Origin of the sequence: Thermosporothrix hazakensis (genome assembly GCF_003253565.1) — a bacterium.
GTDB lineage: Bacteria > Chloroflexota > Ktedonobacteria > Ktedonobacterales > Ktedonobacteraceae > Thermosporothrix > Thermosporothrix hazakensis.
The window spans coordinates 35,134-59,353 of sequence record NZ_QKUF01000028.1; the positions used below are offsets into that span (position 1 = coordinate 35,134).

23 protein-coding genes are annotated in these 24,220 nt (G+C 53.6%); all 23 read right to left on the reverse strand.

Going from position 1 to position 24,220, the window contains the following annotated elements:
• Positions 1 to 62 precede the first annotated feature (62 nt).
• Positions 63 to 950, reverse strand: a complete 888-nt coding sequence (locus tag EI42_RS25465; RefSeq protein WP_111325462.1) for a PfkB family carbohydrate kinase — start codon at positions 948 to 950, stop codon at positions 63 to 65.
• Between the two features lie 112 nt (positions 951 to 1,062).
• A complete protein-coding gene (jag, locus tag EI42_RS25470; protein ID WP_111325463.1) occupies positions 1,063 to 1,986 on the reverse strand; it encodes an RNA-binding cell elongation regulator Jag/EloR in 924 nt (307 codons plus the stop codon).
• A 295-nt stretch (positions 1,987 to 2,281) separates the two neighbouring features.
• Positions 2,282 to 3,304, reverse strand: a complete 1,023-nt coding sequence (locus EI42_RS25475; RefSeq protein WP_111325464.1) for a YidC/Oxa1 family membrane protein insertase — start codon at positions 3,302 to 3,304, stop codon at positions 2,282 to 2,284.
• A complete protein-coding gene (gene yidD, locus EI42_RS25480) occupies positions 3,297 to 3,560 on the reverse strand; it encodes a membrane protein insertion efficiency factor YidD (protein ID WP_111325465.1) in 264 nt (87 codons plus the stop codon). Before yidD ends, EI42_RS25475 begins: the two co-directional genes overlap by 8 nt.
• 11 nt (positions 3,561 to 3,571) lie before the next feature.
• Complete coding sequence (gene rnpA, locus EI42_RS35000; RefSeq protein WP_371859977.1) at positions 3,572 to 3,988, reverse strand: ribonuclease P protein component; 417 nt, start codon at positions 3,986 to 3,988, stop codon at positions 3,572 to 3,574.
• A 20-nt stretch (positions 3,989 to 4,008) separates the two neighbouring features.
• Positions 4,009 to 4,143, reverse strand: coding sequence for a 50S ribosomal protein L34 (rpmH, locus tag EI42_RS25490; RefSeq protein ID WP_111325467.1), 135 nt, complete (start codon positions 4,141 to 4,143; stop codon positions 4,009 to 4,011).
• Positions 4,144 to 4,237: 94 nt separating this feature from the next.
• Positions 4,238 to 4,903, reverse strand: a complete 666-nt coding sequence (locus tag EI42_RS25495; RefSeq protein ID WP_111325468.1) for a double zinc ribbon and FHA domain-containing protein — start codon at positions 4,901 to 4,903, stop codon at positions 4,238 to 4,240.
• Between the two features lie 456 nt (positions 4,904 to 5,359).
• Complete coding sequence (locus EI42_RS25500) at positions 5,360 to 6,598, reverse strand: vWA domain-containing protein (RefSeq protein ID WP_111325469.1); 1,239 nt, start codon at positions 6,596 to 6,598, stop codon at positions 5,360 to 5,362.
• A gap of 51 nt (positions 6,599 to 6,649) precedes the next feature.
• Positions 6,650 to 8,560, reverse strand: a complete 1,911-nt coding sequence (locus EI42_RS25505) for a protein phosphatase 2C domain-containing protein (protein ID WP_111325470.1) — start codon at positions 8,558 to 8,560, stop codon at positions 6,650 to 6,652.
• Between the two features lie 11 nt (positions 8,561 to 8,571).
• Positions 8,572 to 10,575: a serine/threonine-protein kinase gene (locus EI42_RS25510; RefSeq protein WP_111325471.1), complete on the reverse strand. Its 2,004-nt coding sequence runs from the start codon at positions 10,573 to 10,575 to the stop codon at positions 8,572 to 8,574.
• 193 nt (positions 10,576 to 10,768) lie between these two features.
• On the reverse strand, positions 10,769 to 11,641 hold the full coding sequence (locus tag EI42_RS25515) for a PP2C family protein-serine/threonine phosphatase (protein ID WP_170142912.1): 873 nt from the start codon (positions 11,639 to 11,641) through the stop codon (positions 10,769 to 10,771).
• Between the two features lie 407 nt (positions 11,642 to 12,048).
• Complete coding sequence (der, locus tag EI42_RS25520) at positions 12,049 to 13,467, reverse strand: ribosome biogenesis GTPase Der (protein WP_111325473.1); 1,419 nt, start codon at positions 13,465 to 13,467, stop codon at positions 12,049 to 12,051.
• Positions 13,468 to 13,675: 208 nt separating this feature from the next.
• Entirely contained in the window at positions 13,676 to 14,614 is a 939-nt protein-coding gene (locus tag EI42_RS25525; RefSeq protein WP_111325474.1) for a ribose-phosphate diphosphokinase, read from the reverse strand.
• Between the two features lie 153 nt (positions 14,615 to 14,767).
• Entirely contained in the window at positions 14,768 to 15,256 is a 489-nt protein-coding gene (locus EI42_RS25530) for a YggT family protein (protein ID WP_111325475.1), read from the reverse strand.
• 224 nt (positions 15,257 to 15,480) lie between these two features.
• On the reverse strand, positions 15,481 to 17,250 hold the full coding sequence (locus EI42_RS25535) for a DUF2079 domain-containing protein (RefSeq protein WP_111325476.1): 1,770 nt from the start codon (positions 17,248 to 17,250) through the stop codon (positions 15,481 to 15,483).
• Between the two features lie 6 nt (positions 17,251 to 17,256).
• Positions 17,257 to 17,856: a metal-dependent hydrolase gene (locus tag EI42_RS25540; protein ID WP_111325477.1), complete on the reverse strand. Its 600-nt coding sequence runs from the start codon at positions 17,854 to 17,856 to the stop codon at positions 17,257 to 17,259.
• A 156-nt stretch (positions 17,857 to 18,012) separates the two neighbouring features.
• Positions 18,013 to 18,582 carry a TetR/AcrR family transcriptional regulator gene (locus EI42_RS25545; RefSeq protein ID WP_111325478.1) on the reverse strand — a complete coding sequence of 190 codons (570 nt, stop codon included), beginning with the start codon at positions 18,580 to 18,582 and terminating at the stop codon, positions 18,013 to 18,015.
• 88 nt (positions 18,583 to 18,670) lie between these two features.
• On the reverse strand, positions 18,671 to 18,991 hold the full coding sequence (locus EI42_RS25550; RefSeq protein ID WP_111325479.1) for a Rieske (2Fe-2S) protein: 321 nt from the start codon (positions 18,989 to 18,991) through the stop codon (positions 18,671 to 18,673).
• Positions 18,992 to 18,999: 8 nt separating this feature from the next.
• Positions 19,000 to 19,407 carry a Fe-S cluster assembly sulfur transfer protein SufU gene (gene sufU / locus EI42_RS25555; RefSeq protein WP_111325480.1) on the reverse strand — a complete coding sequence of 136 codons (408 nt, stop codon included), beginning with the start codon at positions 19,405 to 19,407 and terminating at the stop codon, positions 19,000 to 19,002.
• 110 nt (positions 19,408 to 19,517) lie between these two features.
• Complete coding sequence (locus EI42_RS25560) at positions 19,518 to 20,783, reverse strand: cysteine desulfurase (protein WP_111325481.1); 1,266 nt, start codon at positions 20,781 to 20,783, stop codon at positions 19,518 to 19,520.
• A gap of 77 nt (positions 20,784 to 20,860) precedes the next feature.
• Positions 20,861 to 22,315, reverse strand: a complete 1,455-nt coding sequence (gene sufD, locus EI42_RS25565; RefSeq protein WP_170142913.1) for a Fe-S cluster assembly protein SufD — start codon at positions 22,313 to 22,315, stop codon at positions 20,861 to 20,863.
• Positions 22,308 to 23,132, reverse strand: a complete 825-nt coding sequence (gene sufC, locus EI42_RS25570) for a Fe-S cluster assembly ATPase SufC (RefSeq protein ID WP_111325483.1) — start codon at positions 23,130 to 23,132, stop codon at positions 22,308 to 22,310. The genes sufD and sufC overlap by 8 nt, the downstream gene beginning before the upstream one ends.
• Positions 23,133 to 23,378: 246 nt before the next feature.
• Complete coding sequence (locus tag EI42_RS25575) at positions 23,379 to 23,924, reverse strand: RrF2 family transcriptional regulator (protein WP_111325484.1); 546 nt, start codon at positions 23,922 to 23,924, stop codon at positions 23,379 to 23,381.
• Between the last annotated feature and the right edge of the window lie 296 nt (positions 23,925 to 24,220).

The window sequence follows — 24,220 nt, forward strand, 5'->3', positions numbered from 1 at the left end:
TCAGGCAGGCAGTTAGCAAAGCGATAAAGGGGGAGCCGTTCGGCTCCCCCTTTATCGTAACACTACTCTTTCCTGCTTTGTGATCTGAACGCACGATTAATCATGCTCAGGGACGGGATACCCTTTGTTCCCTCCTGTTGAACCGAGAACGACGCAACACAATTGGCATACTCGACCGCCAGTTCGGGATCACCATTCTTTGAAAGGTGGATCAGGAAGGCGGCAGCGAAGACATCGCCTGCGCCGGTCGGGTCAACCTCTTCTGCTTCATAGGCCGGGAACTGTTTTGTCTGACCTTCGTGGAAAAGGGTCGCGCCATATCTGCCCTCAGTGGCGACAAGAATTGGCACCATCGTACTCCACTCGCTGAAAAGGGCATCTGCTTCCTCGCGGCTGTTGCCATTAGAGGACAGAATATCTTCGTAGCTCAGGATCAGAACGTCGAGAGAAGAAAGAACTTTCGGGGCATCGTGCCAGGCTGTGGGCCAGATGCGGCCATCAGCATCCCACTGGCGGAGCCAGCCCTGTGGACTGGCAGCGATCAGCGCATCCGGGCGCCGGGGGAACAGGGAGGCGAAGTCTGTAGGAAGCTCCTGAGCGAGTGGGCCCAGAAGGACGATCGGAGTATTCCGCCAGGCTTCGGGGACGTCACGGGCTTCAAATGTGTCGGCCCGAGCGCAAAGATACTGTATCCGTACGCCCTCCGTGTACTGGTTGATAAAGGTTGTGGTGACGGAAGACGGACGAATATGTAACGCGATACCCGGTAGGTGAGAAGGGAGCTCAATGCACATATTCGGGTCGGCGCACGTAATCACACCGGTCGCAAGGCCCAGATGCTGTGCAGTAAGAGCAGCATAAGTAACGGTACCACCGAGTGTGTAAGTACCGTCAGGGCGTAGGTCTTTCGATACATGACCGATAGTAAGAAAATCTGGAACCGGTAGCATAGATCAGGCCCTTTAAACTGAAGTGTGGGAGGGCGACCGACCGGAAAAAGCTTCTGATACAACAAAAAGCTATATATGCAGGGGGGTCGCCCTGCGAGAAGAAAACCGAAAATTACCTGCCGGGACGTTTGAGAGAGATAACGACGCGACGTTCATCGCCTTCGCCGATACTTTCTGTTGTGACATCTGCACTATCTGCAAGCGCAAGGTGAACGATTCGGCGTTCATGCGGTGGCATGGCTTCCAGCGCGATAGAACGGCGATAGCTGCGCACCTGTTGTGCCACACGTAGAGCCAGAGAGCGCAGGTTCTCCTCACGTCGTACGCGGTAATTTTCAGCATCGACAATAATGCGGAGACGATGGCCAGTAAGATGGGCAACGATCAGGTTAACCAGCAATTGAAGTGCTGCCAGCGTCTCACCACGGCGACCGATGAGCAGGCCAAGATTCTCATTGATGCCATGAATGTTGAGTGTCAGCGGGCTGGTAGAGCGCACCTGTACGGTGGCCCGGATATTCATATAGCGTAAAATATGCTGAAGCACATCGACCGTAATCTCAACATCCTCGCGGGATGGGGTTTCGATGAAAGGCAGTTCTGAGTTCTTTTCAGCAGACGCGGCAGCGGCAACACCGGGAAAGTTGCTGGAGGCCAGGAATGGAGCATGTTCCTCCTCTGTAGCTTCCTCTTCCTCCTCTTCTTCCTCCGCTTCATCGCTGTACTCATCGTCCTCATACTCATCGTCAGCCTCATCCTCAAGGTACATTTCATCATGGTCATAGAGTTCATCATCATCACTACTCGGGCCAAGAATGGCGTCGGCCATTTCTGGTGTGATGACAGCGCCAGAGGTCGTGGGGGTCGAGCGAACGGTGGCCCGGATTCGCGCCTCTTTGCTCCCTATGCCAAAAGTACCACGCACAGGCTCTTGCAAGACCGTAATGTCAACCTCGTCCCGGCGTTTGCCCAGACGTAAAAGAGCCTGGTGTATTGCTTCATCTATACTTTTGCCACTAGCCTCGATACTTTCCACAGTTTCCTTGCCTCCCTAAGTAAAGAACTAGAGTCTATAATTGCAGCCTGTGTGATGAATATTGTAACAGATTCTTGCCTGAAGCGCACCCGGTGTCACCAGAAAGATATAATCACACAAGAGATAGCAGGATCAAGGGTCCTTTTTCCGGTGCCCGATCTCTCAGGAGGGTGTTTTAGCACTTCGCTTGCTTCCTTTACCTGCAAGGGATACGATCCCCTCCCAGCGGATAGCGCACAGGAGGGGACCTTTTTGCATTATACCTTATTTTGTTGGAATAGTCTCAGCGTTTGTACTAGCGATGGGTACGCTGCGTGTTGCGTCTGCGCGCTGAGGCACTGTTCCGCGAGCGGCGCTGACTTCCGGTCGCATTGTGGGCATTTGAGCGAAGTGTGCTGGTTGACGAGCTTTTCTCGGCTGCAACCGGAACTTCTTTGCCACTCTTTGCCTGGGAACCTTCGCGCCCATTGGCTTCAACTGTGGAAGCGGGTAGTGTTTCGACGGCCGGTTTCACCTCTGGCTTTTTGGGAGTGCCGATAAGCAGTGAGCCCCAACCGGTGACAAAGTACTGCTGAACTGCCTGGAAGACAGACGAAATGGTCCAGTAGAGCGCCAACCCTGCCGGGAACGTAAAGCCGAAGAAGGCGGTCATGAACGGGAAGATGTATTGCATCATCTTCATCGACTGGGCCATTGGATCTTCTGGCGTCTTCTTATCCTTGTCTGCCTGCTTGTTCTGCTTTGGCATGCTCATGCGCAGCGAGACAAAAGTTGCCAGACCAGCCAGAATCGCCAGCACCGGGCTTGGCTTGGAAAGGTCGACTGACAGCACGGGACTGATAAAGGTCAGCCAATCAAGGTGGAAATTAACCGGGGTAGTGAAGTGGGGGACCCAGGCATACAGTCGGTCGTTGATTGCTTTGAGCAACTGGGTCGCAGAGGAACCGTGCTGGCCAAATGCACCATAGACGGCATAGTAGAGACCGTAGAGCACAGGAAGCTGTACCAGGGTGGGGAGACAGCCGCTCATCGGGCTGGCGCCTGCGGCCTTGTACAATTTCTGTGTCTCTTGCATCATCTTTTGCGGGTCGCTGGCGTACTGCTTTTGCAGCTTCTTCAATTCCGGCTGGATTTGCTGCATCGCCTTTGACGACTTGAGCTGCTTGATCGTAAGCGGGAAAAGGACGAGCTTAATGATAATCGTCAGAACGATAATGGAGAGGCCCAGATCTCCGAAAAGATGATATAAGAGCATCAATCCATTAAAGATGGGCCTGGCGAATATCATATCAAAAAATGCGCCAATAAATTCAAACACGAGTTTCTTCCTGCCTTCCTCGCTCTAGTTTCCCGCCCAGTGTTTCCGGAACCGGATCATAGAGATCACCGTGATAGAAGGGATGGCAACGGCCTATCCGCTTGATGGTAAGCCAGCCACCACGTAAAAAGCCAAAACGTTGAATTGCCTCATACCCATACTGGGAACATGAGGGTGTAAACCGACACGATGAGGGCAGGATCACCGACAGCGTGTGTTGGTAGAGTTTAATGAGACCGAGAGCGATATATTTCACGGTTTGTAACCTTACGCCTGATTACTCTGCCGAACTTCTCCTGATTGAGAAGGTGCGAGTAGATGCGCCTTACGTAACACGTATACAAGTTCTTTCTGTAGTATACGCAGATTCACGGCCACGCGTTGTTTTTGTGTCTGTGGATCGAGTTGAACTGCCGTCTGCCGTACACTAATAATTATATCGGTCTGTTCTGGCAAAAAATTAAGGTGAGGTCGGATCGCCTCTGACAATAGCCGTTTCAGATAATTGCGTATGTTTGCTTTGCGAGCAACTCGTTTGCTCACAACGAAGCCTATACGGGTGTGGTGAATGCTATTCGGTGCCCATGCGAGGATAAGCAGCCGAGAGGAAACACTTCTTCTCTGCTGCCTTACTCGCATGAAATCTGCACTTTTCTTTAAACGTAAAGCACGTTGAAGAGCCACGGTGGACTGAAGCCTTTATGTTAGACGGTCAGTTTCCAGCGCCCTTTTGCGCGGCGGGCCTTCAGAACACGACGACCATTGCGGGTCGCCATACGCTTCATAAAGCCGTGCTCACGTTTGCGCGGGATGCGCTTTGGTTGCCAGGTACGTTTCATTGACCAAAAATCCTCCCAGTTCGGATATCCCAAAGATTATAGCGAGTAATAAGTATACTGTCAAATGCTATAATCGGACAGAGCTGTTTCCCGATTAGGGGGTTTTGAAACGTAACACGACATGTCCCAGTCGAATCTCGTCGTTGTCATGCAGCTCGACAGGCGTTTTCTCCTCAAGGCGCTGGCGATTGAGATAGGTGCGATTGGTGCTTCTCTCATCTTCCAGCATGTACTTGCCGTTCTGCACAAAGATGCGAGCGTGCAGGCGTGAGACGCCTCCCTCTTCGCCGCCATGTGGCGTCAGATCGACGTCGGGATAGATGTTACTGACCGCATCCTCGCGTCCAATCGTAATATTATCTTTGCCGCTGAGGTCAAATTCCTGATTGTCGGCCTCAACGATCAGGCGGGCCTGAAGCCCTGTGCCCGTGGCTGCCGGAGCGGGCTGAACATCGGGCGGTTCTGGTGCCGGTGGTGCCAGTGGCTCCTGAGGCTGAGCAGGCTGTGCGACCGGTTGGGGGGCACCCTGCAAGCTCACTCCACAGTTGGAGCAGAAGGCCTCACCTGCCGGATTGCTTGCACCACACGAAGGGCAGATCTGGCTTGCACCCTGGTTTGCATCCTGGCTGGCTGCTGGTGGGGTTGGAGGCTCTGGAGCTGCTGTCGATGCGGCAGGCGCATTCCCCAGAGGCTCACCGCACTCATCGCAGAAGGCGGAGCCATCTGGATTCTCATGTCCTAAAGAACAGCGTACTGGCATGATGCTATTATCCTTCCTCTTTCGTACATTGTAATGTATGGCAACTGCTGGTAAATCTCTTTTCTCGGGAGAACCAGACGGGCCTCTCTTATCTTACGGTTTGCTCCTTGAACCGGTTGCTGAGTCGTTGACACACCGCCCACTTCCAGGCGGGGGATACTTCCTCCATCCATGTGGCGTGCTCGGCTGTCTTTGCGAGACAGCGTAGAGAGGCCAGGTGACCAGAAGCGTTTCACGATCCGCCGGAACCGTTGGTTCTGTCTGTCCGACAGGACCACTCTGTTGCTTTGCTTTCGACAGGGAGGCCCATGCATTCCCGCCTTCTCAAGAACGGAGCTTTCTGGCCTTGCGTATCTGTACAGTCTCCTGCTGATTCTCCTGAGTTTGTTCACGTATACACGCTATATAAACGATTGATGCCCCTGTCAGGGAACAGGGTTTCCCCTGCCTCTGTCGTCAGGGGAGCAGGTCATCAAGGCGCTGTGTGAGCTTACGTGTCTTGTTGCCGATCGATTTGACCTGATCTGCCGAGATCTGTTGGCCCTGATTGATCTTCTCAATCGCTTGCTGTGTCTCGGCGTCAAGCACTCTGGTGACGTTGGGCGACAGCTTGGTTGTCACTTTCCCGCTGCGCTTGTATTCGTCAAGCACGCGTGTAACGAGGCGATTGGCCTGCGCTTTCTCGGCAAAGTTCATGACTTTTGGATTCACCTGACTGATCAGATTGGCATCACTGGTGAAGGTGACAGTGATATTCTCGCGTATGCGCTCACCGACCAGGCCGCTGATGGGCACATCATAGGAGAGCTCGGCCTGTGCAATACGGAATAGTCCGGCGGGGCGGGGCTCAATCATCAGCTCAATCAGAACGGCCTGCGGGGTATCTTTTTCCAGATCTCCCAGTGGCACAACAACCCGACGGTCTGAAAGCGTCGAGGGATCAAGATCTTGAATGATCGGAAGCACTTTGACAGCGCGGCGTGGTGAGACGCCAGCGGGCAGGTTGAGGGTCATGGTTGTGTTACGGACCGCGACCGCAACCGCGCTCTGTACCTGCTGCTCGAAGATGCTCATGGCATCGGCCGGGGTGCGGATAAATTCGGCGGGCATACCACCGCTCAACTGACCGATTTCGTCAAGCAGATTCTCATCCCAGTCTGCCCCGATACCAAGCGGATAGATGGAGATTCCGGCTGCGGCTGCATCACGTGCGAGCTGGCGACAGCGGTCATTATCGCCGTAGGTGACACCATCGGTCAGCAAGATCATGCGGCTGACGGCATTGGGGATATTCCAACGGCGCAGCTCTCCCAGTCCCTGAATCATGCCGAGAGACATGGTTGTTCCACCAGCGTCCTGAATGCGGTCGATGGCCGCCTTCATGCCAATGGGGTCATTGGCGGGCATTGAGGGAATGATCACCTGAGCCGTGTCGTCAAAAATCACAACTGAAATGTAATCGGTTGGCTCCAGACGGTCGATGACCATCTTCACGGCTTCCTTGACATTGCGCAGTTTCGCGCCCTTCATCGAGCCGGAATGGTCAATGACCAAACAGAAGTTCAGCGGCATACGGACCTGAGCCACAACATCGGTTGGTTTGGCTTCACACAGGACGTATGCAACCTGGCTACCGCCAGTGACTGGCATATATTCTTTCCCTACCTGGGAAGTAAACGTTACCTCTCCGGGCATAGTCTCTTTAGCTCCTTTCGCGTTCGGCTGCCCCTAGTATATCATACCTGCTTATCGCACAAAAACAACGACAGCGCTTATATTGTCTTCTCCGCCGTTTATATTCGCTGCATCAATCAATTCCTTACAGGCGGTATGCGGATCGGCTGAACGATTCAGAATCTCTTCAATCTGCGGATCGCGAACCATCTCCCATAGGCCGTCAGAACAGCTTAACAGAATATCACCGGGATGGAGCTGTTGATGAATGATATCTACCTGTACATTCTGCTTATCGCCCAGACTGCGGTAGATCTGGCTGCGCTGTGGATGGCTATAGACCTCGTCTGGCTCGATCAGACCACCAGCGACAAGCTGCCCGACCAGAGAATGATCTGTGGTGAGCTTATAGAGTTTGCCGTCACGCAACATATAGGTACGGCTATCCCCTACATTAAGAATATACGCATAATCATCAACAATCATAAAACCGGTCATAGTTGAGCCGGAATCCGTATTTGTTTTCTGGTTGACCTGGTAGATGGCGTTATTGGCTTCCTGCACGGCTCGATTTAGCAGTGCGTCTAGTGCCTCGCTCTCGGCCTTCTCCGCGACCTGGCCCTGCTGCTCGGTCTCAAGAGGAGGCAGGAGCAGCGCCTGTGTGATCTGGTTTGCCATCGTGCTGATCGCGATGCGGCTGGCAAGCTGGCCATTGTCGTGACCGCCCATGCCGTCAGCGACCACAAAGATGCCCGCGGTCGAGGCAATGGACTCATGTACGCGCTGTAGGTGAAGCACGAGCGTGCTGTCTTCGTTGGGATCACCGCGGCGCAGGTTACCTGCATCTGAGGCGCAGGCTGCGATCAGTGCAAGGCCATTCGGGAACGCTGGCTGAAGATCCTGCTGATGTTCGATAATGTAGGTCTGGTTGTTCTCAACAAAGGTGTCTAACATCGTATTGTTGAGCCGGGTATCCTCGATAGGAGGCATATCAGCCGCGAACTCACGCAGGATATACGAGGCGTTGCGCAGCTCAGCACCGCAATCCATACAGAAGTCATCGTCTTCCGTGTTTTTATCCGAGCCACAGTTCCAGCATCGACGATAGCTCTGGCGATCAAGCACCTCATAGACATGCTCATGTTGTGTGATCTCCAGCACCTCGGCGACCTCATACCGCTCCTTTAGCACCGTCCCGATGGATAGGACCGGGAACGTGGTGCTCTCCTCAGTCGCTTCAGCCGAAGGGGGTGGCGGTGGTGGAATCAACCCTTCCGGGTTCTCCTCCGTGATTTCTGGCTCGGCTGGTTGGGACTGCTCATACTCGGTATGTGCCTGATTGTCGTCAGAAGGTGGTGTTACCTGCTCCATTATGACCTCTTCCGTTGTTGTAGTCGTAGCCGTGCCTGCTGGCACCGCTGCATATGTTTCCAGGCTCTCTACAGAAGGTGCCTGTGTTTCTTCTCGCTGTGTTGCGTTTGCTTGTGGCTGCTCGGCTTGCGGCTCCTCCTGAGGCGGGATGTGCTGTTCGGCGCTTTCTGGCTCCTGCATCTCCTCTTTGGGAGAGGGAGTCTGAGCACTCGGGGCCTCTGCGATATCCTGTTGTTCCTGGGCGTATTCACCGTGACGCTCTCGTTCGCGCTCAAGCTCGCGTTCCCATTTGCGCACATGGTATTCTTTCATCTTGTTCGGCGTCAGAATCTGTGTCGGATACGCGTTGGCTTCCTCTAGTGCGGCCTCAGAGGAGGGCTCGACCGACTCCTGCTGAGCCTCATCTGTTGCTGGCTGCTCGTTGGGCTCTTCTACTACCTGTGTCTCTGGCGCTTCAGGAGCGGGAGACAGGACCTGTTGTTCTACGGCTTCAGCGGAGGCTTCCCGGGTCGTCGAAGGCGTGTCGACTGTCGTTGTGGGGAGAGCCTGACCACAGCCTTTACAAAACTTTGCATGTTCACGATTCAATGTATGACATGACGGACAGTGCATCCTGCCCTCCTTTAGAGTTGTTTTTGTAGTCGTCGGGCTTCGGTATTCTGTGGATCGTGTGCCAGAGCCTCTTCGACCATCTTTCGGGCCTCATGTTTTTTGTTCAACTTCAGATACGCTGTTGCTAGCGCACTGTAGGTTTCCGAGATCCGGGGGTTTGCCTGTCGCGAGCGTTCCAGTGCACCGAGCGCATATTTCCATTCACGATTATGCATGTGGGCTCGTCCCAGTGCGTACCAGGCATCCCAGAGTGACGGATCAAGTCGTGTTGCTTGCTGAAGCGTCTTGATTGCTGCCGGGATTTGTTTTTCTTCCAGTTGGAGACGCCCAAGCGCTGACAGCAGCAGCACATGATTGGGATTGATTTGCAGGCCATCCTGGAACCAGGTTTCGGCGTTGCGTTTCATTCCCTGCTCAAGGGCAATGCTGCCAAGCTGGTAGTAGATTGCCGGGTCCTGAGGGGCGAGAGAACGCGCCTTTTGAAAGGCCGCACTGGCTTTCTCCAGGAGCCCCAGATCCCGGTAACAGAGACCAAGCTGAAAGTGAGCGTCAATGCCATCTGCTTTATACTTTAAAGCCTGCTCAAACTGTTCTGCGGCGTAGCGCATATTGTCGGTAAAGGCTTTTTGATTGATGCTGCGGACGGCCTGCCCATACTGACGATACGAGCGACCGAGGTTGTAGTATGTGTCGTATGGCGGAGCACCAAGACTGAGCGCCTGCTTGAAATGGCTGACCGCGCCAGCATAGTTTTTGCTGGCCAGTTGTTGGAGCCCATCCCGATAGGGCTGCATGGGATCACCCATCGAGGTCGCAGGTCGTGCCGCGTTATTTGAGCTGACCGGACGGGCCCGGATCGGTTGACGAGCGACGGGCCGGGGCTGAATTGGCTGACGGACGGGGCGGGCCTGAATACGCGAATGCCGCTGCTGCGGAGGCGCGACGGCGACACCCTGAACCAGTGGTTGTCCATCTCGCTTGCAGAACTTCGCGCCAATACGATTCTGATAGCCACACTTTGGACAGATCAGCCCGGAGACAGCGCTTCCGGCTGGTGTGGTCGAGATGGTGGCTTTGTTGGGCATGGACGGAATCTGCACGGTTGTCGGGGTGAAAGGCACATTGGGCAGGCAGGAAAAAAGCGCGGTACGCATGGCATCGGCATTTTGAAAGCGGTGCGCGGGCTCCTGCTGCATGGCCTTGATAATAACCTGCTCCACCGGGCACACCGTTTTCCCTCCGACCTGAATGGTGCGGAGAGCGGGATTCTTCGCCAGGATACTCCCCGGTGCTGGTGTTTGAATGGGCTCGGGTTCGTAGTTGGTCAGCAGATGATACATGGTTGCGCCAAGCGAGTAGATATCCGAGCGCGCATCTGTCTGAACCAGCCGACCGGGATTGTCGGCGGAGCGGCGCTGTCCGGGCATTGTAATGGAGCCGAGATGCTCGGGTGACGCGTATGAGATGGTCCCCAGGTTCTCGGTATTGGTGCGCTTGTTGGGATCAAAACGGCGCGCGATTCCGAAGTCGATTAACTGGACCTCGTTATCAGGCGTGATCATAATGTTACCTGGCTTCAGATCGCGCAGGATAATGGGCGGTACGCGTGAATGAATATAGCTGAGCGCCTCGCAGACCTGGATCATCCATTTGATGACCTGTTCCTCGGGGAGCGGCTTATTTGCGTCCTCAAGGATTTTCTCCAGGCTCCGTCCGGGGACGAACTCCATCGCAAAGTAATAGTTCCCCCGATCCTGGAAGGGAAGCTTCAGAGAAGCAATACGCGGATGCTTCAGGTCACGAAGTAACTCGATTTCTTTATGAAAACGATCGATCGCTGCATTGCGCTCTTCTTCGCTTGTATTGGGATTAACGAGTAACTCTTTGACTGCATAATAGTATGGGGGATTGGTGCCCACCTGGGCAACTTTATAGACGGTTCCCATCCCCCCTTCGCCTAATATTTGAACTATTTTAAATTTTCCATCAAGGATTGTACCGATCGGGAGAGCCATACTCCGTGCGCTCAACCTTTCTGAACTAATATCCCCTATAAGTGTAAGCAACGTGCAATAGGCAGTCTGGCAGAGTGTTGGGAGATGCCTGATGCGGTTCCGCTATCTCACGGTGCAGCCTCCCCTCGGGTCAGGAGGGAAAAGATGCGCGCTTCTCTGTTCGTTTTGCATATGCAGGCGTAGATATACCGGATCAACAGGCGTTGACATGCACAATAATGGCGGTAATGTTATCCTCGCCGCCGTTTCTGTTCGCCTGTTCAATCAGCTTATCGCAGATTGCCTGAGGGGAGCCTGTTTCGATAATAATACGCTCTATGTCTGGATCGCGGACCATTTCCCACAGGCCATCCGAGCAGAGGAGAAACGTGTCTCCCGGCTGTGCGATTTCATGGAACACATCAACTTCGATCCGGGCATTGCCCCCACCTAAAGAGCGATAGATCAGGTTGCGCTGTGGATGGGTATAGACATCGTCCGGGGCGATCTGGTGGGTTTCCACCAGACGTTGCACAACCGAGTGATCTTTCGTCAGGCGTGTGAGCTTGCCCTTGCGAAAGAGATATGTGCGGCTGTCACCAACATTGCCAATATAGACGTGTTCGCCCTGAAGTAATGCCACAGTGACGGTGCAGCCCAGACCCCGGGCCGAAGCCTTTTCTTCACCGTATCGGTTAATCTTCCGATTGGCCTGCTGGATAGCAGCCTTCAGTTGCTCTTCCATCGCCTGAGCCATATGGGTATCTGCGAGCTTGCTCGTTTGCGGGGACTGTCCCTGATTGCTGGTGTCGGCTTTTTGTGTCTGCTGGAGCACTGCCCGGTCTATTTTGATTGTTGGTTGTTCTGAAATTGGCTTAAAGATGTGATCCAGGCCCTGGCTGATTGTTTCGACAGCGATACGGCTGGCGATTTCACCTGCCTTATAGCCTCCCATTCCATCAGCAACAATAAAAAGACCACGGTCGCCGTCTTCCGCCGACTCTACGCGCTTATAGACGTAGTCTTCATTCTGTTCTCGTTGTCGACCGACATCGGTTTTATCAGCGGCGGTGAGTTTAAACTGCATTGGTACGTACCTCACAGGAGCAGGAATGCTTTTAGAGAAATTTCCATGCTCACTATAGCATATAGCTAGTATATATGACAATTGAGACATCCCCGCGTGTGTGCATATATGAATATGATATGTATATACTTTCTTCTCTATTTATGTGTATCAGGACATGTGAGGCTACCCGTACGGTGCTCCTGTCTTTATACCCATTCCATCACAACTGTGGGATTACCTGCGAGCGAACAGAGATGATAGCATTCTCCCTTCTGCCTGTGCGCTACAACTGCAATTGTCTATACTCAATACGCGCCAGCCCGCAAAAGGTTGTGCAAACCAGTAGCTCATTTTTCCTTGAAAAAAGAAAAGAGGAACCGCATGCCGGGCGGCTCCTCTCCTGTATCAGCTTTTCGCGGGAAGGGCTATCGTGTCTCTTTCTCGCCACGGGCACGGAACTGAAGGCGAATTCCTGTTCCTTTGAAACCGAAGGCGTCACGCAGCCGGTTTTCCAGATAACGAGTATACGAGAAGTGTACGCTTTCCGGGTCGTTCACAAAGAAGACAAAGGTTGGCGGGTTGACCCGGGCCTGAGTCGCATAATAGATCTTGAACGGTTTATGCCGGATAATGGTTGTGTGATGATGGCGAACTGCTTCCTGAACAACCTCATTCAGACGTGAGGTGGAGACACGCAGGTAGCGCATATCGGCGATATTCAGGGCCGTGCGCAGAATCGATTGAACATGATAGCCGGTTTTGGCCGAAGCAAAGATCACCGGGGCATATGGAATAAATTTCAGATCTTCTTCCAGTTGCTTACGCATCTCCTCGGCCTCTGGAATCTCCTCATCCGGGCGCGGGTAGATGCCTTCACGCTCCGCGGCGCGCTGTTGTTGGGCCAGATCCCATTTATTCACGATTACGATCACGCCTTTGGACTGTTCAAGAATCTCGCCCGCGATGTGGGTATCCTGAGCGGTCAGGCCCTCGGAAGCATCAATCAGCAGCAGGGCAATGTCGCAGCGCTCAATAGCCCGCGATGTGCGCAGCACGCTGAACTTCTCGATGCCCGGCGTGATACGACCACGGCGCCGAATACCGGCGGTATCGATCAGCTTGAGCTTGCGTCCTTCAAACTCGAAGGTGGTGTCAATGGCATCGCGAGTTGTGCCGGGAACATCGCTGACAATCGAGCGTTTGAAGCCCAGAATGGCGTTCAACAGCGAGGATTTTCCCACGTTCGGACGCCCAACAATCGCGATGCGCGGAATCTCTTCCTCGTCCTCTTCCTCTTCTCCTTCCTCTTCGGGAGGCAGTTCTTCTACGATGCGGTCAAGAAGATCGCCGGTGCCAATGCCGCTGATTGCAGACACAACAATGGGCTCTCCCAGGCCGAGGGCGTAGAACTCAACGGAATCCTGGCGGCGGGCCTCGTTGTCTGCCTTGTTGGCGGCAAGAATAACCGGCTTGGTTGCAAAGCGGCGGAGTAAGTCCGCAACTTCTTCATCGGCGGCGGTGATCCCGGAACGGGCATCAACCATAAAGACAATCACATCGGCTTCTTCAATCGCAAGTTGCGCCTGCGCCTTGACGTGATCCATGATATCGCCTGGTTGCCCTGTGAGCCCGATCTGTCCTACCGGAACACCGGAGCCAAGTTCGAGGCCACCTGTGTCGATAAGTGTAAACTCGCGCCCATTCCAGTCGGTATCACCATAGAGGCGATCACGGGTTGTACCAGGCATATCTTGAACGATGGCGAGACGCTCGCCAATCATGCGATTAAAAAATGTGGATTTGCCGACATTGGGACGGCCTACAATGGCGACAAGTGGCTTCATTGCGCCCTTCCACCCTTTCTATGTAGTTTTAAGAAGGGCATCTCAGCACTACCCGAGATGCCCTTTGCTCTCTTGAGGACTGTTGTTTGTTATAAACGGTATGATATCAGGAGGCATTATAGCATAAACTAACGTTCCTGGGTATGAGAGGTAAAAGAATAAGAGCTGTTTCAGCGTAGAGAGAATGGATTTGTTCTGTTTCCTTTCATCAGTTAAAGAGCTCAGAGACTGAGCGGCCGTCATGAATGCGGCTGATCGCGCCTGCAAGCAGTTCTGAGACGGAGAGGACAACCAGTTTAGGCAGGCGTTTCGCATCCGGTGAAGGAATGGTATCGGTGATAACCAGCTCCTCAATGGGCGCTTTTGCGAGGCGTTCAATAGCGGGTCCAGAGAAAACGCCGTGGGTGGCGCATAGATAGATCTCGCGTGCTCCGTGCTCTCGGACCATGCGTGCCGCCTGCGTGATAGAGCCGGCAGTATCAATCTCATCGTCAACGATCAATGCGCGGCGCCCCTCAACGTTACCAATGAGTCCCAGGGCTTCGGTTGTGCCATCGTTGCCGAGGCGGCGCTTCTCGACAATTGCCAGAGGTGCGCCCAGACGATCGGCCAGCTTGCGGGCCTTTTTCGCGAACCCTTCATCGGTGGAGACAACCGTCAGATCAGAGATATTCTTGGCGGCGAAGTAGCGGGCCTGAATGGTTTGCGCGGTTAGCTCATCAACGGGAATGTTAAAAAAGCCCTGGATCTGACCTGCATGCATATCCATTGAGACAACACGCTGTGCACCAGCCACCGTAATACAATCTGCGATCAGGCGGGCGGTAATGGGCACACGCGGCTGATCCTTTTTATCAGTGCGGCCATAAGCGTAGTAGGGAATAACAGCGGTAATTCTGGCGGCTGATGCTCGTTTCAACGCATCAATCATGATGAGTAGTTCCATGATTGAGCGGTTGACTGGTGAACTGAAGGGTTGAATCACAAAGACATCGTGTCCGCGCACATTTTGATTGATTTTCACAAAAATATTTTCATTGCTAAATTGAAAAACATCCGCCTTCCCGAGCGGAATATGCAGATGTTCGCAAATGTCAATTGCCAGTTGTCGATTCGCGTTCCCGGTAAAAATACTTAGTTTGTCCACAGGGCACCTCCTGGTTTTTCAGTATACCATATCAGGGAGGTGACCGCACCTGTTGACATGTACAGAGAGGAAAAAGGCTCTCACGCTCAAAAGGACCACCAGAAAAGAGATGCCGCTTCAAGAATCAGGAGAAGCGGCACTCTGTTGCTTTGCCTAGTTGGGCGCTTCCTCCGGGCTGGAGATGAGGATTTGCAGGAAGCGGCGAATTGCCCAGAAGATAAGGAAGTAGATGAGCATGGCAATGAGGGTTGACCACTCAAATGCCTGATCTTGCCGAATAGACGGTGATGGCACAATAGAACGGAACGGGAAAAGAATGATATCGGTCAGCGAGTACAGGAAACCTGCAAACAGGTTGCCGCTGGATGCGCCGATCAGCTTCAACAGGAAGCGAAGCACAAGCGCGACTTCCAGGACTGTAGTAAACCACTGGAGAAAGTCGATCAGCTTTCCGATCGCATATTTCACGGTGCGAGCCTCTTCCTGCCGTTCAAGGTCAATCTCAGGGGCAGGATCACCCGCAGGTGGCGGTTGTTGCTGAGGGGGAAGAGAAGGTTGCCGCATGGGCAGATCCTCCATCCGTCCCGCCCTGTTCTGCATATCTGCCTGACCGGTAGGTTCTTCATAGGGATTATTGCGCATCCTGCCAATCCTCCAACACGCGGTTATGGCATTTCTTCAGCCCACACTGCGTGGCCGAAGAGAATGCGAATACCTGTAGCAAACAAGGGCGGACAATAGAGCAAACAGCATACAAGCACTATCCGCATTGTTGTCTCAGCTCTTAGCTACATTGTCCTGCACGCTGCAATTATAACATTAATTCCGCTCTTGTTGCTACAGGTATGTTTCGATGTTTTCTTCTCCTATTTGCCTCCAGGCTCAGGATTGGCGGGGCAGCTTACATCATTTCGCGCCAGCAGGATCACGCCATCTGTCTGTTTGATGGTACAGAAGAGATGTGTTTCGCGAATCTGGTTGAGCATCTCAAAGGTACTTCCGCGCATATCGGCGGGCACAATATTGCGCACATCCACAATTACATACTCAACGGTATGCATATTGCCGTCAAGCGTGAGATAGGTGATAAACGGGAAGACGGTCACATATTGCCGTCGTGTCAGATGTGGATTGAGCGTGGCACTGGCCGAGACCGAAGCCGTATCCGGGATCATGGTCAGCAGTTCTTCAATGCGCTGCTCCCGCGTGCCGGGTGTATGATCCGCGAGCAGCCAGTTGTATTTAGGATACATAATAAAGTTGTTGAGTAGCACCATGAGCACTACCAGCCCACAGATCACCCACTGCATCACGGTAGGAGTAATGACCCGCGAGAGGTCGGTCATCCGCTCATGAAAGCTTTTTCGGCGCAGGGCTCCCTCTTCTACAATTGCCAGCACGCCGGGGCGTACCATCGTCACCGGGCGGGTTGACCAGAGGTTGCGAGCGGCGCGTGTCAGGGCAAGCTGTATGCCTTTGATTGGCTTGACTACAAAGCCCGGCCAGCTTGAACGCTGCGCCTGTGCTGTGTCGCCGACGATCAATGGAATCGGCTCAACCGTTTCGCCGTGGCGAACCTGCCACCAGGCTACAAAGCGAGCCAGACCATGAATTGTGGCAAGCGTGACGAATGGAATAATGGGAGCATTGTAGTGATAAATGCCGCTGTAAAGCTGCGGGCTATTGGTGTTTAGCAGATTAATCGCCAGATCGGGCAGCGCGGGTAGTAACCACTCAATGGCCAGCAGGCCGAAGAAGCCGCCACTGCGGAACAGGCCAACCAGATAGAAGAGGCGATCCAGCGTTACAAAGAAAGTGAAGAGGATCATCGGGTGACGCAGGATGTTCTTGATCGCGTCTCCGGGGGTGTCGCCAAGCTCTACATAGCGATACCAGAAATTGTTCCCCTGATTGCCAGGGTAAAGCTGCTTCATCAACAGAAACGCGCCTGCACTCCATGCGATGCCCCCGACGAAGAGGGCAAGGCCGAGCCGCGGGCGCTTGTACTTCCACATGACCAGCAGGCCAAAGAGACCAACTACAGCAGGAATCTCTTCCTTACAGGAGGCCGCCAGAACACAGAAGAGAATAAAGAGCACAAATCGTCGTTTTGTCAGCGCCCAGGCTGCAAAAAGCATGAATGGCGCAACCAACGCGACCGGGTGAAAGTCAAAGATATTCACGCCGATCAGGGCTGGCGAAAAGAGATAGCCAATCGCCATCCCGGTGGCCAGATAGGGAAATCTGGGGATAAAGTAGCGTGTTAGCGCATAGACTGGGAGCGCTCCGAGAGCCAGCATAGCGGTCTGGAGCGTCAACAGCATACGTGGATCGGCCCAGATCAGATAGAGCAGCGATATCGGCAGGAGAATCGGTTCGACATGCTGGGCTAATCGCAGTGGCGGGCCGAACCAGTCAACTCCCTGGTTTGTCCACTGAAATGGACGTCCATGCAGCGTATTCCAGACAACCTGATCCATATTCCCCAGGTCAAAGGCTGTAGCGCGGAACGTGGTATAGCGCAGGATCGATTCATAGTTGATCCATCCGAAATAGACCACTATCGCGAGACAGGCCAGAAGAAAGGCAAGGCGTGTCTGGTGTTTTTGTAGAAAAGAGAAGGAGAACCGCTTCATCAGACCTCAAATAACTAATATTGATTGCCAGATACCGAGCAGCACAAGGATAATAAATCCCCAGACAACGACGTGTTCAACCCAGGTTCCAGTTTTGAACCGCATATCAGGTCGCGGGGGAATTCCAAAGCGTTTACGGTACGGCCAGAAAAGGGGGACCCCGCCCTCGGTTAAGGAATCACAGGCGATGTGGACGATACATCCAAAAAGGACCCCGAAGAATACAACGTGCGATAAGCTTACGATATGCGCAGGAGCCTGTAAACCGCGCGTACCCAGTAAAAATATTACCACTTGTTCCAGGCCGATGGCCAGCAATGAGCCTAACGCTAACCCGAGAAGGCTATGAAAAATCGTTCTATGCCCTGCCACATGCTGAATTGTCCTACTGATCCAGCCAAAACGACGACCAAGCATGCTTCGTGCGTTATCAATATCTGGAAGCAACGCGCCGAAGCCAACTGCCGAATAGAAGACAGCTTTTTTCACGACCAATGCGAGGGGAACAGATGTAGCGAGTGTCAGAGGGTCTCCTGAGAGGTGAACGAAGCTATCCAGTACAACGCCTGCTGCCAGGCCCATTAAGAGGTGCGAGCGACCTTCCATGATCTTGACTCTCCTGCTTGCGCGGTGTAAAGCGCTTTTTCTCCATTAACGAAACGCATAGGTTATTGTAGAGTGTTCTCGAATTGCTGTCAACTGAAGTTATTCGCCCTCTTGCATCGGGAGACACACGAGGTGCAGGAAAAGAGGAAGCGACGCCTACGAACGGCGCTGTGAAAGCGAGAAATCGGGACGTGCCATATCCTGAAGCAGGCAACGTACCTCATCCCGGAAAGCGCCCTCAGGAGAGGCGAAGTGGAACAGGTCCGCGAACCAGAGGCCATCAATCGCCAGACGCAAGATGGTTGCGTAAGCGCGTGGAAGTCCGTCCTGTTCGGCGCATTGTTGATAGTACAGGAATTCCTTGCGGGTCGATTCGAGTAGCACGGGGTTATTACTGAGTGCTGCGATCAGACCACTGATAAAGTCTGGCTCATACCCGGAAAGATTACAGGAGGTTTGAGCAAAGGCACGGAGCCAGCGCCCCGGGGTGTCATCCTGCTTTGCGAGCTCTTCGTTCAGCCGCGCGCGGAAATGCTCATGAAAAGCGTTGAGCATCCCTTCAATGAGGGCATCTTTGTTCGGGAAATGGTACAGCACTCCGCCCTTGCTGACCCCGGCTTCACGGGCAACTCCTTCTATCGTCAGATGCGAAACGCCGTCCCGATGCACAATGCGGCTGGCCGCTTCCAGAATGGCAGCTCGTTTTGTTGGATGTTGTCTTTCCATAAAGACACTATGCCATTAGAGCATGTTCTTGTCAAGCGGAGGGCAAAAGAAGCAGCTTCCGCAAGTCATAAGTGCGGAAGCTATAAGGTCATTCATCATCCGGGAGCCCGACCAGAACGGAATTCTCTTCGATTTTGACCGGAAAAGTGATCAGGTCATAGCGGGCAGGCCCGCGCAACACTTTTCCATTGGTGATATCAAAGCGAGCCCCATGAAGCGGGCAGGTAATCACGCAGCCATCAAGTTCGCCGCGATTGAGCGGGCCACTGATATGAGTGCAGTTATCAGAGAAGGCATAAATGGTGCCATCGATTTTCGTCAGGCAGACCGGCTCGCCATCGATATCAACGGGATACAGCTTCCCCTCTCGTATGTCTGAGAGGTCGGCTGCTTTGATAAACTCGGTCATAAAGCCTTTTACTCTTCTTCGTCCTCATCCAGATCGGGACGCTCATAGCCGGCTACCGCGAGGCCACGATGCAGGACACGCAATGAAAGGAAGGCACATTTTGTGCGGGCCGGACTGATGGGAATGCCCAGTGCTTCGAGCACCTCATCCTTGCCAAGTTTGACCACTTCCTCGATCGGCTGTCCTTCGATCATTTCGGAGAGCATGGAAGCTGATGCCTGACTGATGGCGCACCCTCTTCCCTGAAAGCGAACCTCGGTGACAAGGCCATTTTCAACCTTGAGATCCATCGCGAGCTGATCGCCACACAACGGGTTGTTATCCTCCATATGTACATCTGGCGCTTCCAGGGTCCCATAGTTACGCGGATTCCGATAGTGATCTAGAATATATTCGCGATAATAATCCATTGACATTGTATCTGCCTCCAAAGGCGCTGCTGCTCAGCGCACAGGGGTACTGAAATGAGAATTGTGTAAAAGTGTACACCTGTGAGGCTGGTTAAGCAAGCGCGTTGGTCGAAAGTTTAGAGACCTGCTGTCGCCTGGAAGATCTCTTGAGCCTTCTGCAAGCCCTCTGCCAGCGTATCAACATCGCGTTCATCATTGTAGACATAGAAGCTGGCGCGAGCGGTTGCCGGAATGTTGTAGCGATCCATCAACGGTTGAGCGCAGTGGTGACCGGCTCGAACGGCAACGCCGACTTCCATATCAAGGATTGAGGCGAGATCGTGCGGGTGTACTCCATCAAGCGTAAAGGAGAGCACGCCACCGCGCTGCTCAACATCTTTCGGACCGTAGATGGTCAGGCCAGGAATCGCGCTCAGCCGCTTGAGGGCGTAAGCGGTCAGTGCTTTCTCGTGCTGGCGGACCCACTCCATGCCAAGCTCATTCAGATAGTCAACGGCCACGCCCAGCCCGATGGCTTCGGCGATCGCCGGGGTTCCTGCCTCAAATTTGTGAGGGAGATCGGCCCAGGTGGACTCGTGTAGCTTGACCGTGCGAATCATCGAACCGCCACCCATAAAAGGCGTCATGGATTCCAGCAGCGGGCGTTTCCCATAGAGCACACCTATGCCGGTCGGGCCAAGCATTTTATGTCCGCTGAAACAGTAAAAGTCAGCATCAAGATCCTGCACATCGACCGTCATATGTGGCACGCTTTGTGCTCCGTCAACCAGCGTGATCGCTCCAACTGCATGCGCCTGTGCGACCATTTCTTTCACCGGATTGATCGTTCCGAGCACGTTTGACATGTGGGCGAAAGCGACCAGTTTCGGCTTCTGCTGTAAAAGCTGCTCGTAGACATCCAGACGTAGCAGGCCCTCTTCGTTGACAGGGACAAATTCCAGCCGCGCGCCCGTGCGCTGGGCCAGTAACTGCCAGGGAACCAGATTACTATGATGTTCCATTTCGGTCAGGACGATCAGATCGCCCTGCTGAATATGTTCCCCACCCCAACTGTACGCTACCAGATTGATACTTTCGGTTGTGTTGCGGGTAAATATGACCTGTTTACTCTGACGTGCATGAATGAAACGAGCGATCTTCAGGCGGGCCCGTTCAACGGCTTCGGTTGCCTCTTCGCTAATTTCATAGACGCCGCGATGGACGTTCGCGTTATAGGTTCTATAGTACTGATCGAGCGCCTCAATGACCACAGCAGGCTTCTGTGAGCTTGCCGCGCTGTCCAGAAAGACCAGACGCTTTCCGTGTACCTGCCGCGAAAGAATGGGAAAATCCCGGCGAATATCCTCAACGCTGCGGTTTGTTGTGTTCTTCTCGCTAATCATCGTATACTCTCCGCCAGACGGGAACCAGGGGGAAGAAAAGCAAAGGGTACCCGTAAACAGGTACCCTGCTCACCAAATTAGTATTCTGAGAGCTCAATCTCGTCCTTGTCTCTGGTTGAGTCATCCAGATGGACCGCGCCCTCATCAACGCCCTCGATCTCCCAGCGCTCCTGAGCGTCGACCCAGGTGTCGGCCTCGGTCTCATAAGCACCGCTCATGCGGGAGATAATGCTGCGGCGCAGACGGATACGCAGGTTCTCCAGCGGAATACGCTGAAGGACCGGCTCAAAGAAGCCCTGCACAATGATGCGCTCGGCCTCAGGACGGGGAACGCCGCGAGACATCAGGTAGAAGAGCTCTTCTTCGTCAATCTGACCGGTGGTTGCACCGTGGCTGGCGCTGACCTCATTTGCCGCGATCTCCAGACCGGGAATGAATTCGCCGCGTGCCTTCTTGCTCAGCATCATGCCGTGCGCCGAAAGGAACGACGCCGTCTGCTGCGCGTTGGGACGCACGCGGATCATACCATCGAACTCGACGCGAGATTCATCTGTCAGCACGCCTTTGACCAGTGTCTCGGCGTTGGTGGACAGGCCCACATGGTCAGACAGCGTGTTGATCTTGTAGCGCTGATCGTGGTCGGTGAAGAAGATACCAACCAGTTCAGCGGCGCTGCCGTTGCCCTGAAGACCCGCACCAATCTCAACAAGATTGAGCTTCGCCCCCAGATCCGACATCACGAAGGTAACGCTCCCGTCATTCTCAAAGACCGCGTTCTTGTTCGTGATATTCCAGGTGTTCTGGTCAAGGTCCTGTAGATAGCTGAACTCAACGCGGGACTCGCGCTGGGCAAAGATCTCAACGGCGTCGCTGACCAGGCTCGGCTGATCGCTGGTCACGCTGGAAGAGAGCTCTTCAACGAAGCGCACGCTACTCTGGGGCTCGGTCACAACCAGTGTATGCGTGAAGGTCGCGGAAGACGGCGCATCAATCCAGACCTGCGAGAGAATCGGCTTTTCGATCTCGACGCCCTTTGGCACATAGAGGAAGAAGCCGGTTGTCCAGAAGGCGGCATGGAGTGCGGTATACTTGCTGGCATTTGCCGGAATGCACTCGGTCATGAAGTACTTCTGCACAAGCTCTGGATACTGCTGTACGGCCTTGTCCAGAGGCAGCAGGATCACGCCCTGCTCCTTGAGATCCTCATCTAGCTGTGTGTGCACTACCGACGAGTTATGCTGCACGATCAGGCCAGAGCGGTCATTGACCAGCGCTTCCTGCAAGGACTGCTCAATCTTCGCGGGCAGCTTCTCACTTGGATCGGGAACATAAGAGGTGAGCTGCTGGAAGCGGAAGCCTGCCAGCGCCTTGAGGGTGCCCAGGTCACCACGACGGCCCAGAGGCGCGGGAGTCTGCTCATAGAGCTCCCAGGCTTGCAGGCGCTTGTCCAGCAACCATTCAGGCTCCCCGCGCTGACGCGATAGCTCTACCAGCGCGTCTTTTGTGAAACCTGTAGTTGAGACATTAAGCATTCGCGGACACTCCATTCTCTTCGATGGACTCTTTCAGCCATTCGTAGCCCTTCTCTTCGAGCTCAAGGGCCAGTTCTTTGCTACCGGACTTGACGATGCGGCCTTCGTACATGACGTGCACAAAGTCAGGCGTGATGTAGTTCAGCATGCGCTGATAGTGCGTGATCAGCAGGATGCCCATGTTCGGGCCACGCAGCGCGTTGACGCTCTCGGAAACAATCTTCAGGGCGTCGATGTCAAGACCGGAGTCGGTTTCGTCCATCAGGGCAATTTCGGGCTCCAGCAGAGCCATCTGCAAGATCTCGGCGCGCTTCTTCTCACCACCGGAGAAGCCGTCGTTGATCGAGCGGTTGATAAAGCTGTTGTCTACTTTGAGCAGCTTCATCTTCTCCTGCAAAAGCTTGCGGAATTCACCAGGAGGAATGGTTTTGCGCTTGCTTGCTTTGCCTGACGGGTTCTCACCCTCTTCGAGAGGCTTGTTGCCTTCGCGAATTGCCTCAAGAGAGCGGCGCAGGAAGTTCGCAACGCTGACGCCGGGGATAGCCATTGGATATTGGAACGCGAGGAAGAGGCGCATACGTGCGCGGCGATCAGGCGAGTACTCAAGGATGTTCTCACCTTTGAACCAGATTTCTCCCTCGGTGACTTCATATTTGGGGTTGCCCATAATCACGTTTGACAGAGTGCTTTTGCCAGAACCATTTGGGCCCATCAGGGCATGTACTTCACCCTGGCGCACCACAAGGTTGACGCCACGCAGAATGGGCTTGCCTTCAATATTGGCGTGAAGGTTTTTAATGACAAGTTCAGATCCCATTATTGATAACACCTTCCTCAATTATGTTCGGTGCGAATGCAGGCTTTCTTTCTGAATTCGCAAAAAAAATCGGGACAAAACAAATGCGAGTCCAGGACAACAGAGCATACGAGCTCTGCTGAGCGGCCTGGTGCCTCTCATCTATCAGATAGGGACAAAGCGCAGAAGCGTTTATGCTTCCTTCTTTCCGTATTGCTTTGGATCCAATGGATTTACTTGTTCGGTGCCTGTATCAGGCATTCTCACTTACCCTGGCAGAGATGGAGACTCAGTTTGCTTCTTGAGAGAGCCACCTGTGCTGATAGACGGGCGAACATCTGAAAGCGAGATAAACTGGGTACTGCTCTGCTCCTGGTTTTCGGGAAAGCGGGCTGACTCAGCTACCAGATCGGCCAGTGTGATGGTGTCGAGCGTTTGCGCTACGGCATCTCGCACCCGGGCCCACAGGTACTTTGTCTTGCAGGAATCGAGAAAACCGCAGACCTGAGACATCTCGCCTTCTGTTGCACAAATCATCGGAGAAATTGGTCCTTCGAGGACACGTACAACTTCACCCATCGAGATTTCATCCGGGCGACGACTCAAGCGATAACCACCATGTGCGCCCCTCGTACTGATGACCAGTGGCGGCTCTGCCTCGCGCAACAGCTTCACCAGTTGTTCCAGATAGGCCAGTGGCAGCATCTCCGTCTGTGATATGTCAGTCAGTGAGCGGGGACGGCCACCGTAATGCCGAGCGAGGTCTACCATGATCCGCACGCCATACTCGCCTTTTGTAGATACACGCAACATTGTGGTCTCTCCCTTTCTCAACATGTATTGCCAGGTGATACATAGGTATCATATGTGGTCTGCACTATGCGAAATTATTCCGACCTGTTAACTAGGATATATTCTAGCACTAGAGGATATGGAGCGTCAACATATTCTGAGGGAAAAGCAAAGATGCTACCAGGCATACAAAAAAGGCATTTTATCGAGCGTCCCTGTTCTCCTGCGCATAGATCAGCGTTCTTCTGTTCACACTTCGCAAAAAATAGCTCATAATAAAGGATGAACCATCTGGCTGCTTGCGTTATGAGACAAAT

What these genes read in the sequence shown, in the direction of transcription:
- EI42_RS25465 (WP_111325462.1), bottom strand. Translation starts at nt 950, where the DNA reads ATGCTACCGGTTCCAGATTTTCTTACTATCGGTCATGTATCGAAAGAC.
- rpmH (WP_111325467.1), bottom strand. Translation starts at nt 4,143, where the DNA reads ATGAAACGTACCTGGCAACCAAAGCGCATCCCGCGCAAACGTGAGCAC.
- EI42_RS25495 (WP_111325468.1), bottom strand. Translation starts at nt 4,903, where the DNA reads ATGCCAGTACGCTGTTCTTTAGGACATGAGAATCCAGATGGCTCCGCC.
- EI42_RS25500 (WP_111325469.1), bottom strand. Translation starts at nt 6,598, where the DNA reads ATGCCCGGAGAGGTAACGTTTACTTCCCAGGTAGGGAAAGAATATATG.
- EI42_RS25505 (WP_111325470.1), bottom strand. Translation starts at nt 8,560, where the DNA reads ATGCACTGTCCGTCATGTCATACATTGAATCGTGAACATGCAAAGTTT.
- EI42_RS25510 (WP_111325471.1), bottom strand. Translation starts at nt 10,575, where the DNA reads ATGGCTCTCCCGATCGGTACAATCCTTGATGGAAAATTTAAAATAGTT.
- EI42_RS25515 (WP_170142912.1), bottom strand. Translation starts at nt 11,641, where the DNA reads ATGCAGTTTAAACTCACCGCCGCTGATAAAACCGATGTCGGTCGACAA.
- der (WP_111325473.1), bottom strand. Translation starts at nt 13,467, where the DNA reads ATGAAGCCACTTGTCGCCATTGTAGGCCGTCCCAATGTCGGCAAATCC.
- EI42_RS25530 (WP_111325475.1), bottom strand. Translation starts at nt 15,256, where the DNA reads ATGCGCAATAATCCCTATGAAGAACCTACCGGTCAGGCAGATATGCAG.
- EI42_RS25535 (WP_111325476.1), bottom strand. Translation starts at nt 17,250, where the DNA reads ATGAAGCGGTTCTCCTTCTCTTTTCTACAAAAACACCAGACACGCCTT.
- EI42_RS25540 (WP_111325477.1), bottom strand. Translation starts at nt 17,856, where the DNA reads ATGGAAGGTCGCTCGCACCTCTTAATGGGCCTGGCAGCAGGCGTTGTA.
- EI42_RS25545 (WP_111325478.1), bottom strand. Translation starts at nt 18,582, where the DNA reads ATGGAAAGACAACATCCAACAAAACGAGCTGCCATTCTGGAAGCGGCC.
- EI42_RS25550 (WP_111325479.1), bottom strand. Translation starts at nt 18,991, where the DNA reads ATGACCGAGTTTATCAAAGCAGCCGACCTCTCAGACATACGAGAGGGG.
- sufU (WP_111325480.1), bottom strand. Translation starts at nt 19,407, where the DNA reads ATGTCAATGGATTATTATCGCGAATATATTCTAGATCACTATCGGAAT.
- EI42_RS25560 (WP_111325481.1), bottom strand. Translation starts at nt 20,783, where the DNA reads ATGATTAGCGAGAAGAACACAACAAACCGCAGCGTTGAGGATATTCGC.
- sufD (WP_170142913.1), bottom strand. Translation starts at nt 22,315, where the DNA reads ATGCTTAATGTCTCAACTACAGGTTTCACAAAAGACGCGCTGGTAGAG.
- sufC (WP_111325483.1), bottom strand. Translation starts at nt 23,132, where the DNA reads ATGGGATCTGAACTTGTCATTAAAAACCTTCACGCCAATATTGAAGGC.
- EI42_RS25575 (WP_111325484.1), bottom strand. Translation starts at nt 23,924, where the DNA reads ATGTTGCGTGTATCTACAAAAGGCGAGTATGGCGTGCGGATCATGGTA.